This is a genomic window from Gluconobacter sp. GP1, from assembly GCF_032913585.1.
Classification (GTDB): Bacteria; Pseudomonadota; Alphaproteobacteria; order Acetobacterales; family Acetobacteraceae; genus Gluconobacter; species Gluconobacter cerinus.
The window spans coordinates 557,063-573,053 of the sequence record NZ_JASGXC010000003.1 but is presented as its reverse complement, the minus strand read 5'-3'; the positions used below and the strand labels follow the sequence as shown (position 1 = coordinate 573,053).

General features: G+C 48.8%; 10 protein-coding genes. 4 read left to right on the top strand and 6 right to left on the bottom strand.

The features are described from left to right. Positions 1-13 precede the first annotated feature (13 nt). The 3 genes from flgK to htpG all read left to right on the top strand — a co-directional run bounded on the left by flgK (position 14) and on the right by htpG (position 4,540). A complete protein-coding gene (gene flgK, locus R5H23_RS10715; protein WP_317215414.1) occupies positions 14-1,537 on the top strand; it encodes a flagellar hook-associated protein FlgK in 1,524 nt (507 codons plus the stop codon). 2 nt (positions 1,538-1,539) lie between these two features. Next, on the top strand, positions 1,540-2,607 hold the full coding sequence (locus tag R5H23_RS10710; protein ID WP_317215413.1) for a flagellin: 1,068 nt from the start codon (positions 1,540-1,542) through the stop codon (positions 2,605-2,607). A 67-nt stretch (positions 2,608-2,674) separates the two neighbouring features. Then, complete coding sequence (gene htpG, locus R5H23_RS10705) at positions 2,675-4,540, top strand: molecular chaperone HtpG (protein ID WP_317215412.1); 1,866 nt, start codon at positions 2,675-2,677, stop codon at positions 4,538-4,540. An 89-nt stretch (positions 4,541-4,629) separates the two neighbouring features. Here the strand turns inward: htpG and R5H23_RS10700 are convergent, their stop codons facing one another. From R5H23_RS10700 to R5H23_RS10690, 3 genes are all read right to left on the bottom strand, one after another. Beyond that, positions 4,630-5,496 carry a helix-turn-helix domain-containing protein gene (locus R5H23_RS10700; protein WP_317215411.1) on the bottom strand — a complete coding sequence of 289 codons (867 nt, stop codon included), beginning with the start codon at positions 5,494-5,496 and terminating at the stop codon, positions 4,630-4,632. Between the two features lie 152 nt (positions 5,497-5,648). Beyond that, a complete protein-coding gene (locus tag R5H23_RS10695) occupies positions 5,649-9,062 on the bottom strand; it encodes an AAA family ATPase (RefSeq protein WP_317215410.1) in 3,414 nt (1,137 codons plus the stop codon). Continuing rightward, on the bottom strand, positions 9,062-10,294 hold the full coding sequence (locus R5H23_RS10690) for a DNA repair exonuclease (RefSeq protein WP_317215409.1): 1,233 nt from the start codon (positions 10,292-10,294) through the stop codon (positions 9,062-9,064). The genes R5H23_RS10695 and R5H23_RS10690 overlap by 1 nt, the downstream gene beginning before the upstream one ends. 49 nt (positions 10,295-10,343) lie before the next feature. Between R5H23_RS10690 and R5H23_RS10685 the strand changes: the two genes are divergently transcribed. Next, positions 10,344-11,789, top strand: a complete 1,446-nt coding sequence (locus R5H23_RS10685) for a glycosyltransferase family 2 protein (protein ID WP_317215408.1) — start codon at positions 10,344-10,346, stop codon at positions 11,787-11,789. Between the two features lie 17 nt (positions 11,790-11,806). On the opposite strand, the gene R5H23_RS10680 is transcribed toward R5H23_RS10685, so the two are convergent. The 3 genes from R5H23_RS10680 to R5H23_RS10670 all read right to left on the bottom strand — a co-directional run bounded on the left by R5H23_RS10680 (position 11,807) and on the right by R5H23_RS10670 (position 15,972). Further along, positions 11,807-12,313 (bottom strand): DUF892 family protein, encoded by a 507-nt coding sequence (locus tag R5H23_RS10680; RefSeq protein WP_317215407.1) that lies wholly within the window; start codon positions 12,311-12,313, stop codon positions 11,807-11,809. 159 nt (positions 12,314-12,472) lie between these two features. After that, positions 12,473-15,001 carry a TonB-dependent receptor domain-containing protein gene (locus R5H23_RS10675; RefSeq protein ID WP_317215406.1) on the bottom strand — a complete coding sequence of 843 codons (2,529 nt, stop codon included), beginning with the start codon at positions 14,999-15,001 and terminating at the stop codon, positions 12,473-12,475. A 224-nt stretch (positions 15,002-15,225) separates the two neighbouring features. Next, entirely contained in the window at positions 15,226-15,972 is a 747-nt protein-coding gene (locus R5H23_RS10670) for a sulfotransferase family 2 domain-containing protein (protein ID WP_211500330.1), read from the bottom strand. Positions 15,973-15,991: the final 19 nt, after the last annotated feature.

The following is a 15,991-nucleotide window of genomic DNA, read 5'->3' as shown; positions in this document are numbered from 1 at the left end:
GGAACTCTATATCATGGGGCTGACTGATTCACTTTCGATCGCCGTCTCTGGCTTGCAGGCCGTCCAGTATGGAATGTCTACGGCTTCCCAGAACGTCGCCAATGCGTCTACTGCAGGTTACATCAAAGAAGTCGCAAACGTTCAGTCTGTCGTAAATGACGGGACGGGTGGCGGCGTAAGACGCGCAACGACCAGTCTGGCTACAAACGCACATATCCAGACTGCTTTATATTCCCAGAATTCAGATGTTTCCCAATATACGACAACAAGCAACGCGCTCTCTGTCGTCACGGCTCTACAAGGTTCAACCTCTGCAGATTCTGGTAGCAGCGGGACACTTTCTGACCAGTTGGGAAATCTTCAGTCAGCCCTTATTTCTTTGACCAGCTCCGCGTCGAGTTCGACCACCCAAAGCACAGTTCTTTCGGCGGCCAATAGCTTTACCCAGTCGTTGAACACTCTTGCAGACACTGTGCAGGAGCAACGTCAGAACGCACAGGATGGTGTTGTCTCGTCAGTTTCGGATATCAATACCAACCTGACGACTATTGGCTCTTTGTCTACCAAGATCATGGCTCTTAAAGGGCAAGGGCTCGATACTGCGGACATTGAAAATCAGCGCTTTACGGCCTTGTCATCGCTCTCCAGTGAATTGGGTGTGAGTTGGAAGGTTTCCTCCAATGGAGACATGTCCATTACCACGCAAGACGGTGTCACGCTCCCTACACACAATACGTCTTCGGGTTCAGCAGATACCATTTCCAGCACCTGGCCTTTGACGACAGCCTCAGCGCAAATTTCAACCAGTATGAGCTATCCGGGTAACTCAGACGCTAATGCGATTCCGGCAATTACGCTGAACGGAAAAGATATTACTGGTCATCTGACCGGTGGAAGCCTCGGAGCCTATATAACGCTGCGAGATACCACGCTCCCAACGATGCAGGCCCAATTTGACTCTCTAGCCTATACTGTAGCCAGCCGCTTCGATGCGCAGGGCATGTCTTTATTTACAACATCCAGTGGCAATATTCCCGATGCGTCCCAGACGTCCATTGTGCCTCAGGGAAGCGCTGGTTTTGCCCAGAATATTCAGGTTTCCCAGTCCTATCAGGACGATCCATCGCTTCTTGTATCTGGTGAGACCGCAAGTAGTAGTGTTGTCCAGAACATTCTGTCTTATGCGTTTGGAACCACTCAATCAGATGGCACAGGACAGGTAGCCGCCCCTACCAATAATTTAGGTGTGACGGGGAAATTGTCTACCGGATATAGTGGAAGTCAAAATCTTGTGGCTCTTGCGACGTCTTTGACAGCCAACCAGGCTGCGACAGCTAATAATGCAAGTAGCAGTCTGTCTCTTGCACAAACAACGCAGACCAATCTCTCTTCAAGCTTGGCAGGAACATCAACTGTCTCTGTCGATACCGAAATGGCAAATATCGTTACATTACAGAACGCCTATTCAGCCAATGCAAAAGTTATTTCGTCCGTACAGTCCATGTTCACCGCTCTTTTAAATGCTGTTGGAAGCTGATTATGACTGGAATTACGGCATCGTTTGGTTATGGCGGATTATCGAATCAACAGACGCTAAACTTGGCTTCGTTATCCCAGATAAAAGATAATCTTCAGGAACAAGCTTCTACGGGCGTGAAATCCAGCAACTACGCCCAGCTTGGAGAAACACGCGCTCAGGCGCTAGCGCTCCAGCCTGCAATCACTCAGGTTTCGTCCTGGAACTCCAACGTAACCATGGCACAAAACAGATTAACGGTCACGCAGAGTACAGTCAGCCAAATTGCGACAATCGCAGATAATCTGAATGACACTCTTTCAACTCTTGTCGGGAATGTTTCCCCAACGGCTATAAGTTCTGCCTCCGAACAGGCTAAATCATATTTATCGTCTTTGGGTAATTTGTTGAATACGCAGGAGGGCGGGAGCTATATTTTTTCAGGGTTGCAGTCTTCCACTGCTCCCGTAAGCACCAGCTTAGGCAGTTCCAGCCTCGCATCTTCTATACAGGAGACTGTGAAAAGCATGGGCAATGGTAGTGCGTCAGATGTTCTGTCAGAGACGCTTTCTCTTGCAAAAGACACCAGCCAGAATCAGCCATTTTCCGCTGCACTTTCGACTGATCCGGTTACTGCTGCACAGCAGAAATTAAAAATCACCGTTGGGACTAATCAAACAGTTTCTGCAGGCATCGTGGCGACAGAGGGGAGTACATCGTCAGAAACGTCAACGGGTTCTCCGATCCGAGATCTCATGCGAAACCTGATGGTTGTTGCCTCTTTAAGTTTTGATGACGCAGGGAACACAGATTACACACAGCTGATTCAAGGATTACGGACGACGAATACCGGTGTCACAGAAGGGCTATCCGATATCAGTGCTTCACTTGGAATACAGCAGAACAGCTTGACCAGTCAGAGTACGATGCTGGCACAGATGAAAACCGCTCTTACGACTCAGCTTGGAACGGCAAAGGATGCAGATCTGGCACAGGTTTCCGTCCAATTGAATGATACCAGCAATCAACTCCAGGCATCATATTCCATTATCGCAAATATGAAGGGTATGACGCTTGCAAGTTATCTCTGACGTCTGTTGAAAAATTGACCCTGACGTCGCATATCTTCGTTACTTTCCTAAGAGGAGATTGATGACGATGAGTGCAACGCAAGGCCAGCCGGAACAGCATGAATTCAGTGCAGAGGTGGGGCGTCTGCTCGATCTTGTCGTGCATGCGCTTTATTCGGATCGAGAGATTTTTCTGCGTGAACTTGTTGCGAACGCAGCCGACGCAACAGACAAGCGCCGCTTTGAAGGGCTGACGAACTCTGCTCTTGCTCTTCCCGAAAATGCGTCAATTCGTATTGCCCCGGAAAAAGACAAGAAAGAGTTGGTCATTTCTGACGATGGCGTGGGAATGACGCATGATGAACTGGCTCAAAATTTAGGTACAATTGCCCGTTCAGGCACACGCGCTTTTGGTGAAAAACTGAATGCTGCCAAAGCTGAAGATCGCCCAAGTCTGATTGGTCAGTTTGGTGTTGGGTTCTACGCGGCGTTCATGGTTGCCGACAGGGTGGATGTGACGTCCCGCAAGGCTGGGGCAGACGAGGCCTGGACTTGGTCTTCAGACGGGAAGGGTGCTTTTACCCTCGCGCCTTCCACTCGCTCTACGCCTGGCACAGACATTGTTTTGCATATGAAAAGTGATGCGGAAGACTTCCTGGACAGCTGGCGTCTTCGATCAATTATTCGCAAATGGGCTGACCATATTTCCTGGCCAATCACTCTGCGTGAGGTCAATGAGGATGGAACAGTCGAAGAGAAAGCTGCCAACGAAGGAACAGCTTTGTGGCGCAAGCCTAAGGCCGAAATTACCCCTGAACAGTACACGGAATTCTACAGGCACATTGCGCGTGCTTTTGATGAACCTTATGCAACAATGCATTGGCATGCAGAAGGTACGACAGAATTCACAGCCCTTCTGTTTCTTCCCAGCGCTCGACCATTTGATTTCATGGAGCAGTCTCGGGAGAGCAAGATCCACCTCCATGTTCGCCGCATGTTCATCACAGATGAGGCAGATTTGCTTCCCAACTGGATGCGCTTTGTTCAGGGTGTAGTGGATACAGAAGATCTGCCGCTTAATGTGTCTCGTGAGATGCTACAGGCGACACCAGTTCTTGCTCGTATCCGCAAGGCGGTCACGAAACGCGTTCTGACGGAGATTAAAACACGAGCCAAGGACGCAGATGCTGGATTTAATGCATTCTGGGAAAACTTTGGGGCGGTTCTCAAGGAGGGATTGTGGGAAGATAGCGAGCACCGTCAGGAAATTGCCGGTTTTGCACGGTTCCATACAACCCATGGTGACGATCTAACGACGCTTGATGACTATATCTCGCGTATGAAGGACGGACAGGACGTTATCTACTTCCTCACAGGTGACAACCTTGAGGCTCTGAAGGCATCTGCACAGCTGGAAGGCTTCCATGCCCGGGGCTTGGAGGTTCTTCTTCTCTCTGATCCAGTAGATGCTTTTTGGCCAGAGCGGCTTCATTCATACAACGACAAAACTTTGCGGTCAGTCGTCTATTCTCATGGAGATCTTGAGAAGTTCTCGACAGATAATGAGGAAACAGTCGAGGCAGCTAACGTAGACACTTTGGTTCCTGCGTTGAAAGAGGCTTTGGGCGATGCAGTGAAAGATGTCCGGAGTACCGTTCGCCTGACAAATAGTGCGGTCGTGATTACGTCTGAGGGAGGCCCGGACTTGGCCATGCAGCGGCTGATGCGCCGATCAGGACAGGCTCTTCCGGAAACGCTCCCAATTCTGGAAATTAACCCTCGTCACCCGTTAATTAAAGCCTTGGCTCAGCGCGTTGAAAAGAAGGAAAGCATTCAAAATCTTGCACGCGTGCTGTTGGATCTCGCGCGTGTTCAGGAGGGCGAGCCCCTACCAGATCCGACTGGGTTTGCTCGGTTGCTTGCAGGTTTGCTTGCCGGGGCTGCAACTGCCTAATAAATTTCTTTCCGGCGATTTAGGAAGAATAGGAAAAAGCGGAAGAGTAATCTTCCGCTTTTTTGGATCTTGAGGTAACGAACGAAACTCTAGCCAGTCAATTTTTGCTGACGAAGCTCTCTAGGCGAAAGACCGAATTTTTGACGGAAGCGCCTTGAAAAATGAGCCGCGTTTCTAAAGCCATGTTTTGCAGCGATTTCGGCAATGGCCATAGATGTGTATTCAGCCGATTGCAGGTCCTTATAAATTCTCTCCAGCCTTTTGCTTAAAATCCAGCCTGAGACAGCACCTGGTTCTCCATCAAAAAGCAAATAAAGCGCTCTGGATGAAATGCCGTAGGCATTGGCAATGCTTTTTGGCGTTAAATCAGGCTCTTGTAATCGGCTTTCAATATAAGATCGAATATGTTTTTGACGATGTTTGCGTCGACCTGCAACGCTTAGCTCCAGATCGAGAGAGTCCAGAAGTGTTGTGATCAGAAGGTCTGTCAGGTGTTTGAACAAACGCGTTTGCGTTTGGGAGGGGCTGGCCTCCAAGGCACCATCGAGAATTAATTCACAGCAGGTGAGAAGAAAGCGACCTGGGCCTGACTGGGTTTCAAAATGGACCACAGGAAGGCCGGATAGGACAGGAAGGTGATTGAGCAGACCGCTCCGTGTCACAGATATAAGAATGCTGTCATTAGTCAGAAGAATTTCGTGACCTAAAGCAGGTTTTTCAGATTGATGGGTTCTGATGAGCTGTTCACGGTCAATATACAGGTTTCCACCAGTATGACGTGAGATTGTGAAGAGAGCTCTGTCTTCATTGAAATAGGGGAGAAGGCTCTCAATCGTTTCATGAGAGGCGCCTTGTCGTCTTTGAACGACGGGCTGCAGCCCTTGGGACGGAGTAGCAAGCGTCGCAAGCGGAATAATGCGAGCGGGCAGCTCTGGCGAAGGCCCTTTTTGGGTCATGGCAGAAACTCTATGGAGCCTCCAGAAGAAAACAGGAATGGTCTGCTATAACGAAATTACTCAGTCATAGGAATGAAAATATAGAATTTCGTTATGTGTCTGAGGAATGTCTCTAAAACATAAAAATTAAAATATCCTTTAAATTTTATATTTCAAAGACGGGTAATATGACCAAAATTCTTTGCAATATCCGCAATATGTGCATGGTGTGTGAAAAATAATATCTGAGTTCGTTTTGATATTGAAGAAAGAAGTTCAAGTCCGGAAAGAGATCTTTCTTCATCGAATGTTATAAAAAGATCATCTGCGATAAAGGGAAGTTGGATTCCACGGTCGAGAGATTGTTCTACCGAGGCAAGTCGTAATGCCAGATAAAGTTGATCTCTAGTCCCTTCACTCATGGAGTGTACGGGAACAAGAGAGGACTTATCTGGAAGAAGGCCGGACAAAGTCAGATTGTCCGTTCCTGTGTCCTCCAAAGCAATTCCTGCATATCGATGTCGTGTGAGGTGCGAAAACATGCTCCCTGCTTTCTCCAGCAAAGGACCATGAGTTTCCTGGCGCTGTTTTTCAACGAGACGACGTAACATCAGGCTTTGAAGGCGAAGCGAAACATATCGCGCTGCACGATCATTCAGCTCTGCCTCTACTTCCTGTATCCGCTCGGCAGTTTCGTGCGCGCCGCCTTTATTTTCCAGAGATGTCAAAATTTGCCGAGCATCCCACAATCGCTTTTCAATTTCCGAGTGTTTTTGCTTTAGCATAAGACTCTGCTGCTCAAGTTCGTCAGATTCCCTTTCAAGTGTTTCAGGGTCAGACTTCTTTGCTTCTAACAAAAGGGCCTCAAGACCCCGGCCGTTACCCGCGGAGAGAATAATGGTGTTCAGCTCATCACGGCGTTGAAGCAGAGTGGCGCGATGCCTAAGTTCCGCAGCGATATTATGGAGATCGTCACTGTATGGAATGCCAAGCTTAATTAATATGGGAGCTAGGCTTTGCCGCAATGAGGTGAGCCTTATAGTTGTGGCTTCGAGAGTTTCCTGGAGTGTTGCTCTTTGGGTTATGAATTCTTGACGTTTGTGTTCAGCCTCTTCGGACTGCCGAAGTGAGGTGCATAAATTTTCCAACGATTTCTTGTTATGCTTTTCAAGCATGAAATTGAGAGAATTTTTAAATTCCAGAATATCCGCGTAATTTTTATGGTGCTCTTTCTTTTCGATTTCCAAACGGATTTGGATTGATCGCGCCTCTTGCACATCAACAAGATCAACATGCCGGCCCCCAGCAGGATAATGGGAAGAGGCACAAGCTGTTTCCCATGAAACCTGCCATGCGGCCAAATTATGCTTGAGCGTCTCAAGTTGACGCTCTTCAGCTGCGATAGCAGTTTGCAGTCTTTCTTGGGCCTGTTTTTTATCCAGTGCACTCCTTAAATGAGCCTCATATTCATCCTGAATATTTTGAGCATGCTGGAGGCAGAGAACAAAATTATCAGTCTGAGCCTCATTTAGATAGGGTGATAACTGTTCTAGTGCAGAACGTTTTTGCTGCTGTTTTTTCTGAAAGGATTCTGCAATTTGTTCCTGATGCTTTGATTTGGAAAGAGCATCAAGTCTAGCGTCACACCAGCTCAGAAACTCTTTAGGTGGAAGTGCGGGCAGCCCAAGATATTTTAATTTTTCAAACCAAGTATTTTGAAGAGAAATTTGTTGTGATTTAATAAAGAGGATGTGTTTCTCAACCTGAGCAGCTTCAATTTTAATGCTGCTAATATGATGGCTAAGATCGTTCAGTCGAGCCGATTGCTCAGCATGAGTGTGGCGCCGATCTGCAAGAATATCTGTGTTTTTCAGAAGAATGAAAAATGCATCTAAAACAGATGGATCCGGATATTGCTCTGTTTGTAAAATACCCTGAATGTTGCACCAGGTCGTATCGCGGAGATCTCGTGCATTTGAAAGAGCTTCTATGGAAACAGCATCTCCAGATTTTTCCAAGATATCACGATCAAAGATTTTCTTCGAAAGCGTTTCTTGGAGTTTTAGGAGAAGGCTATTTTCCTGAAGAGACTTTTCCTCAAGATCACGCCATTTAAGATACTCCTCGTCAATGATCTCTTTTTCCAGAACAGGAAGACCATCCAGCGCCGCCCAACGATTTTCAGTACTTGCTGACCAAGGAAGCAGACGATCAAATGCTGCATTAGTGTCGTGAATGGCTGTTTTCAGATCCTTCTTTAATTTTTCAATTTCATCATCAATTCCACCTAGGCTTCTCGCATAGTTCAAATTGGTTTTTAATTGCTCGAAATCGGCTGTAGAAACGGTTTTCTGCTTGTCAGAAGAAAAATTAGAAGATCGTATTAAATCAAACTCTTGGCGTAATTTTTCCAAGCGATCTTTTATTTCATGCTCAAGGGTCAGATAATTTTCTCGCTCTTGAAGCTTTTTATTTAAGGCGTCCAGCGCGCCTGCGTCAGGAAGGCGATTGGGCGTTGCGCGATGTCGTGACCAAAATTGCTCCATCCAGATTTCGTCATTGCGAATTCGGTCTAACCTTAAATTTGTATCGATATCGATTTTACTGATAAAATCATTCCTGTTGGTTAATGATATTATCTGGTCTGCATCATCTAAAATTTTGCCTCTAGGTGCGGACTCATTTATACGTTCCGATATCGACTCTAATTTTAATTTTGTTGCAGATTCGATAGTTGTTTCTGTTTTTATCTCTGAAAGAATAACTTCAAAATTGTCGCATTCAGAGAAAGAAAATTCCGGAAGTCCTGATTGCGAAAGTTGTAATTGCAGATCCATAAGCTGAAGATAGGGAATGCTGATGTTTCTGGCCCGAGAGTTTTCTCTCTGCCGCACGACAAGGCGTTGTTGTTCAGCATTACATTCAGAAAGGGCTTTCTCTTCTTTTTCCTGCGTTTCGCGGGCGACAGTTAAATCGTGAGGGAGGACTGCGGTATTTCTAAGGGTTTTATTCAGATCTGAAAGGTCACGCTTTGCTTTCAGAATGGCAGATGTACTGCTTCCCTTTCGCCATTGAGAGTTCATTTCTTTTTCGAGAGAAGTTATCAGGGCGCCCAAACCGCCGACGCCCAGACCTGCGGAAAGAATTTGCAGGCCTGCATCGTCCTTAAGGCGGCGCATTTCTTCACCGCCTTCACGAAGGCGACGATGGTCAAGAGCCCATCCGGTCTCGAAGCTTTTAGCATCCAAGTCTCCCATCCATTGTCTCAGCAACTCGTCACTTTTGGGGGTGGCGTCATCGGAGGTGTAGAAGGTCTGTGTGCGGGCTCTACGTCGTATGCCCTCCAGTACCGCTCCATTGTGACTTACCTGCCCGCCAACTCGCAGAAGGGATGCTGCACTTATCCAGTCTGCACTGATGTGATGAGGGAACTGAAAGAGAAAATCCCTGATAGCTGCAAGCATCGTGGATTTTCCGGCTTCATTGTGTCCATGAATGACGTGAAAATCCCCTTCCGATTTTGGGAAGGTAATAGTGCGGTCTTGAAAGCCGCCATATCTGAACAGGTCAAGACGATCAAACCGCATTAGCTTGCGCTCCCCTTCAGTCGTGCGCGCAAGGCAGAACTTGCTTCTTCCAGCGGCCAACTATTTTCATCAGCCATCAAAGCACTTCTCTCGACACACCCAGGAAGCGCGGAGAAGAACATCTCAAAGTCATCAGAGAGCGTTGCTATAAATTCGGGATCGCTCATGAGCTCCGACAAAGCCGCATCCAGGTCATGGAGTGTATTTGTAGTGGGCGGAGAGCTTGTCTTGTTCCGGAGCTTCTCCAAGGCGATTTGGTTCTGACCGGTGTCCAGGGATACAGCAACACTCTTTAAATCGTCTTGCCAGCAAGTGGATGCACAGAGGCTGTCATGCAGAGTGGTTGTTCCCGTTAGCGTCACACGTGCGATAACGGTGCGTCCCTCGGCCTGAGCCAGGGCTTCCTTCATACGAAGCCTCGCGGCATGCATGACGTCATCCAGGCCATGCAGGTCCGCTATATCTATGACGATATGGCTCCAGCGTATGACGTCACAGGCAACTGGTGTGACAGACTGGACAATGTTGTTTTCGACGCTGACGAGCATTGCGCCACAAGGGCCTGTCTCCCGGATGTGTCGCCCTTGAAGTACTCCAGGAAAAACAATCCATGGATGATGACAAACAATCTGTTGGGCGTGAACATGCCCTAGAGCCCAATAGTCATACTGCTTTGACGCAAGCGTTTCGACGGAGCAGGGCGCATAGGTTTCATGTTCGCCGTAGCCTGAAAGAGAGGTATGGAGAACACCAATATTGAACCATCCGGAAACAGGCTCAGGGTATGTAGGCGTCATGTCTTTTCGAACATGTCTTTCACGAAAGCTCTGACCATGCAGGGCGACTTGGATGTCTTTCAGTCGTATGGTTTCAGGAGCATCGTAACTGAAGTGATCAATGCCAGCCGGTCGAGGAAGCTCACGTGCGATGACGGACTGAGCGTCATGATTGCCCGAAAGAGTAATGACTCGAATTCCAGCATGTACGAGGCGACTAAGAGATTTCATCATGTAGAGGCCGGTACTGGCGTCCTGCCAGCTTCCGTCATACAGATCGCCTGCGAGGATCAGAAAACTGACCTTTTCCTCGATGGCAATATCGATGAGACTCTCCAGCGCTCGCCGGGTTGCATTCCGGATTTCTTCCAGTGGAAGACCCTCATAACGGCTTAGTCCTTTGAGGGGGCTATCGAGATGAATGTCGGCGGCGTGAAGGAAGCGGAAGCTGGACATAGCGACACTCTAACGCGAGAGCAGAAACGAGCGAAGAGTGTTTTGGAAGATGGCCTTGACGAAGCAAGACAACCCACCCTATGCCGGATCAATGGATAGTTGGACAGCCTACGGTACTGCACCTCGTGAAGTGATTGCTGGGGGAGGACAACGACCCACTCCCAAGCATCAGTTTTCTCTTGTGACCACGGTACGGTGGGAAACACCCTATATTTTAGAGTGGCTTACCTATCATTTTTCGATAGGGTTCGAGCACGTCTACATATATTGCAATGATGACGACCCAAGCGAACTTTATGATGAAGTTCTTCCTTTAACTGTCGGCCCTAATCCTAAAGTGACATTTGTTCACTATGGGGTTGTCGGTGCCCAGTTTCAGATGTTTTTTCATTATTTACGCCACTACTCGACTGAGACAGAGTGGCATATGTTTCTAGATGTCGATGAGTTTTTGTGTCTGAGAGATTGCGACAACATCGAAAAATTTCTTGGAAAATTCCCGCAGAATGATGCTCTTTATTTCAACTGGTCTTTTTTTGGCAATAATGGGCATAAAATTCGACCTAAAGGTTCCGTCCTGACCAATTATACGCGCCGCGAGAACGGAGCGACGCCATTTACGAAAATCCTCGTAAGGTCAGCGGCTGTTCCTTATCAGGTTATCTTTGAAAACCCGCATGAAGCAATTCACCATAATCTTCTCACGGTAGCACCGGATCTCAGGGCCACGAATGTTTTGGGAGAGACGATGCTTGGTTACTATGAAAATTTTCCTGAAAACGCGTGGGCGTATCTTAAAAAAAACGAGCGAAATCACAGTATAATGGATATCGCTTTTATTGCTCATTATAATATAAAATCAGAGCAGGACTTTGAAATCCGTGCAAAGCGGAGCGTTGTCGGGAATTTTAGTGGTCAAAACACCTGGAAGTTAATGACGCAGTCAGAGCGCGAAAGCTTTTTTTCGATGACAAATGCTGTTCACGACACTTATCTGGCCGATTACTGGAAAAAATTATCTGATGCGCGTGTAACCTGCGTTTTTCCGATTTCAATGTGGCCGCTTTTGTCAGAGGGATGCACCGCTACGCAGTCTTCAGCACTTTTGGACATCTCTCCAGAAGATGACGCAGAAGGCCCACTCTCAGGACAAATCGGTAATTTCCCTGCGCACCATACTGCTGAAGAAAAAGACCCGTGGTGGCAGGTCGATCTTCAGGAAGAAGTAAGCGTTCATGAAGTGCGGTTGTTTAATCGACTTGATACTGCATTAGAGCGTGCAAACAATCTGGCAATCTCTGTTTCAGTTGATGGAGAGGCTTGGGCCGAAGTCCATCGTAAGGAAGACGGACAGATTTTCGGTGGTGCCGACGGGAGCCCCTACATTTGGCTGACCCCAGAAGGTATCCGAGCGAGATTTGTAAGGATTACAATCCTCGGTGAAAAAACATACCTGCATTTCAGTCAGATTCAGGTTTACGGCCTGCCTGACTGAAGAGGGCGACTATGCTTTTAGTGATTGGCGAGATACTGCGTCACGATAACTGGCAAATTCTGTTGTAGCTTGTCAGTCGAAGCTGTTTCCTCATTGCGAAGCCGCTCCAGAAGAGACAGGTCGCTGCTGAAACCCAAGCGGTCTGCAAGGATCGCCAGCATATTCAAAGATGCGATCTGATGAGCGCGGTAACTGAAGTCGGTGAGCACGTTTTTGAGGAGATTACTTTCCTCTCCAGTGCTCAACAAGCTGGAAACAGTGCTGAGAATGGAAGAAACGGTCTCATGCGCTGCGGGCGTTTGCCGGCCATGTCGGCTCAGAAGGGCCGTGATGTCGCTGACATGTTTTCGACGCAGGATAAGATCCTGTTCCATCTGGGCGCTCACACTTCCATAGCGCTCGCAGAATGGAAGCTCTGAAAGAACGGTCTCGATAGCTTTGGTCTCGATTGCCAGATGGTCCTGCAACCGCTCCAGATAAATATCCAGTGCTGTTGTTTCTGCGGACTTTGTTCTGCCAGCCATGGGTTTCCTCTAGCGTCAAGACGACGGGGTCTTGGCTTATATCTGTGCATGACGTGTGAACTGTCAACGTCATGATGAAAATTCGGCGTAGGGTACAAAAAAAGTCCTCATACCAGAGACTGGTATGAGGACTGTACGAAGCGATATCTGGTCGGAAGATCAGAAACCGGCGCTGACGCTCGCAATAGCAGAGAACGGAGCTGCGATGGCGTAGGTTGGAACAGAGGCACTGACAGTCTTGCCAAAAATACCAACTGTCGGCTTGGCATTGGTCTGAAGGCCCTTCACGAAGCCCAGGTATGCCTTGTCTGTAATGTTGGAGAAGTTCAGCTTGATGTTCGGGCTCTGCAGGAAGCCAATGGTCTTGAAGCGGTAGCCAACATTCACGTTCATGACGACATAGCCTGGAATGGACTGGTCGTTCATGAAGGTGGAGTACTGCTTGGCAACATACTTCAGGTTGTAGGCACCGAAGAGGTGGCCGTCATCGTAGTCAAGGTTGAAGGCAGCCTGGAACTTTGGTGTTTCCGGAGCGAACTTACCTTTGGTACGCAGATAGTCGATGCCTGTACCGCTACCTGCCTGCAGGTTGCTGCCCAGACGGGCATCAACATACTCGAAGGAAACATACGGACGGAGGTGATAGAAGATCGGACGCGTTCCGATTTCAGCATCCACACCGTTTGTGGTCTGGCCACCGGCGTTGATATTGGTGGAGTAATAATTCGTGCATGCAGAGTCCATGCACTGGCTGGTGGACATCAGACGGTTTGTGAAGTCGTAATGGAAATACGTCAGAGAGCCCATAATGGTTGGGCCAGTGTAACGGTAGCCCACTTCTTCAGAAATCGAGATTTCTGGCTTCTGGTTCGTGTTGGCGTGCGTTGAGTAGCCGGAACCAGCATAATAGGCGCCGGAGTCATACAGCGCATAGTTGGTTGGCATACGGAAATTGGTCGCAGCAGACACAAAGATCTGGTTTTCCGGATTGATCTGGTAACGAGCTGCGAAGGTTGGCAGAGGTTCCTTGTACGTCTGGCTGATATTGCGGCCGGTAGAAGTGTCCGGCAGCATGTTGGTGCCAGTACGAAGTACAATCGCGTATTTGAAACCAGCGTCGATTGTCAGCTTGTTATTCAGAAGTGACAAGGTGTCACCAATGAACATCGTATGGACGCGCGTCTGCGTTAATGTGTTGCGGTATTGGTATGTCTGTCCATTGGAAAGAACAACGTTTTCCGCGCTGCCCCAGATGTCCCAAGGATTACCGTCTTCACCAACGCCTGTGTAAGGGCCTTGCTGTGACTGCTTGGAATATTCGAACCAGTAACCAACCATCAGGCGGTTTGCACCTGTTGTGAGGGTCAGTTTCGTGGTTGCACCCGGACGATAGGTTTTGGTGATGGACGGGTTGTAAAGGGTGCGCGTTCCGCTTTGCCCGTTGATGCTACCTGTAACCTTGGTGGTACCGTAGCTGAGGCTGTTCAGGTTGGTGCTGTATGCGCTGCCGCCACTACCTTCGCCATACCAGAAATACGGTGTTTCCGTCAGAACCAGGTGATCAGCCAACTTGAAGGTGGAAGGTCCACTGACATAGATGTTGGTGAAAGGATTCTGGTGCAACTGATAGTACGAAACGCCCTTGTCGGACGCGCTCGTGTTGTAAGACGAGTTCCAAACCGTGTTGGAGATCGTTGCGCCAGTCGTATTCTTATACGTCGTGCCATCGGCACGGGTACACGTTGCGTTATTGGAGCATGGTGCAACGTAACGGTTTCCAACGCCGCGACCATAGGCATTCCAGGATGCCTTGTTCACGCTTGGTGTCAGATAATTGTAAAGACGGTTACCCACGATCGCGAGAGAGACGCGGTTCCCGTCACCCCAATCGTTTACGATTTTCGTTTCCGCGTGCAGCTTACGCTGCGTAGCATCGCTGTTATTCACACCTTCGGTTGCATAAGACCCGGAGAAGTAGGCACGCAGATTGGTGTGACCAATCTTGCCTGTGTCGAGCCGCAGGAAGCCGCGGGTGTAATCGTATGAGCCGTATGAAACGTCGAATGCGCCGCCAGCCTTCATCTTCGGGTCGATCATATACATGTCGACCACACCGCCTGTGGCGCTGATGTGTGGGCTATCCAGATCTGCCGAACCCTGGGCAACGCGAACGGTGCGAAGGTTTTCGGAATCAACGATTTCCTGCGAATACACGGCGAAGTTGCCGATATCGTTGATCGGGAAACCTTCGAGGGTGAAGCCGATCTGTGAGGAATCAAGGCCGCGCATGCTCATGGAGCTGCCAGAGAGGCCTGCGGGATCAGTTGAAGAGACGTTTGCACCCGGGAGCAGGGAAATCAACTGCATCGGGTCAGCGCCCGGAACCTGCTTCTCGATGAAGTCACGCGAGACGGCCGACACAGACTTTGCGCTGTCCTGCTTCTCCATCAGACCGCCGCCGACGGCACGACGTGTTACGCCGTCGAAAGAATGCCGACCGCTGACGGAGACATGCTCTTCATGCACATCTGTCGGAGCCGTATTACCCATCATGGATGGGGCGGCTATTTCCGTCTTCGGATGAGCCTTTTGATTTGGATGTTTCGTATCTGAAACAGGCGCTGCAAATGCTGGCAGTGTGCCAAATGCGATCAGCGCTGAGGTCGAGAGGAGGCGTGTAAGGCGCATCGTCTGTGGGGTCTTTCTCGGCCAGGTGGGTTTGGTTCGGCCGAGAAAGACCATGGTTTGCAGTGATCTTCAATCAGATCATGTAAGTCACACTATGACATTTAGGGTGTATGGTAATTTCGCAACAACACAGTCTTTCCGGGGCTATTTATAGAGCGATAGCTGTATGCTTTGTGACAGTTTAGAGAAAAGGGTCCTATTTTTCCCTTTGTCTATTCTTGGCGTTACGGGCGCAGCGCTTCATCCTGCTGGTAGAGCTTGCGGATTCTGCGAGCTTGTAGTGCCGTAACTTCGATTGCGTGCGGGTTCTGATTCAGGTGTGGGATGACGTGGCCCCGCATGGCTGGAACGAGTTCGGGGAGTTGCGCAATTTGTTCCATAGGAAACAGGTTATCCACCTCAAGCTGTCCGTCCTTTCCGCAAATGTACCAGGCCTGCGGGCGGAAGACGTGGTCTACGTCATATGGAGATGACTGGCTTTCCACGTGTGTGATGGCATCGTCCAGCGTGTGGAATGAGCGGTAAAGTGCATTTACAGAAGGGTGGATCTTGACTGTCGAAGTGCCGCCTTTTCTTGCGAACGCCCAGGCGGAAACAAATCGCTCTACCGGATCACGCCAAATGGCAAAGCTCGGCAGTTCCTTGGACAGCTCTGGTGTGACGTGGCGATAGTATCGAAACGTCTGATGCATCATGGAACAGCCGTAAAGCTGGTTACAGATGGATGTTCCGCCATTTTTGGGAACATGAATAAACAGTGCACCAGCACTTCGAATACATTCCAGACGTTTCAAGCGTTTTTTGCCCAAGGGCAGGTGCAGATGCAGTTCAGCAGCTCGTTCGTGAATGTCATTGAATTGCTGAACGCGGAAAAGTCGGCAGAGAAGGGATTGTGGAATGCCGTCTGGTACAGGCCTGAGTACCGACGATTCAGGAATTTTTTCCTGAACCAGGGTCGAGTATGACGGCATATTCTGTAGCTCCGGTTTT

Bases quoted from the DNA above. Each gene is read 5' to 3' on its own strand.
- flgK (WP_317215414.1), top strand. From the start codon at position 14: ATGGGGCTGACTGATTCACTTTCGATCGCCGTCTCTGGCTTGCAGGCC.
- R5H23_RS10710 (WP_317215413.1), top strand. From the start codon at position 1,540: ATGACTGGAATTACGGCATCGTTTGGTTATGGCGGATTATCGAATCAA.
- htpG (WP_317215412.1), top strand. From the start codon at position 2,675: ATGAGTGCAACGCAAGGCCAGCCGGAACAGCATGAATTCAGTGCAGAG.
- R5H23_RS10700 (WP_317215411.1), bottom strand. From the start codon at position 5,496: ATGACCCAAAAAGGGCCTTCGCCAGAGCTGCCCGCTCGCATTATTCCG.
- R5H23_RS10695 (WP_317215410.1), bottom strand. From the start codon at position 9,062: ATGCGGTTTGATCGTCTTGACCTGTTCAGATATGGCGGCTTTCAAGAC.
- R5H23_RS10690 (WP_317215409.1), bottom strand. From the start codon at position 10,294: ATGTCCAGCTTCCGCTTCCTTCACGCCGCCGACATTCATCTCGATAGC.
- R5H23_RS10685 (WP_317215408.1), top strand. From the start codon at position 10,344: ATGGCCTTGACGAAGCAAGACAACCCACCCTATGCCGGATCAATGGAT.
- R5H23_RS10680 (WP_317215407.1), bottom strand. From the start codon at position 12,313: ATGGCTGGCAGAACAAAGTCCGCAGAAACAACAGCACTGGATATTTAT.
- R5H23_RS10675 (WP_317215406.1), bottom strand. From the start codon at position 15,001: ATGCGCCTTACACGCCTCCTCTCGACCTCAGCGCTGATCGCATTTGGC.
- R5H23_RS10670 (WP_211500330.1), bottom strand. From the start codon at position 15,972: ATGCCGTCATACTCGACCCTGGTTCAGGAAAAAATTCCTGAATCGTCG.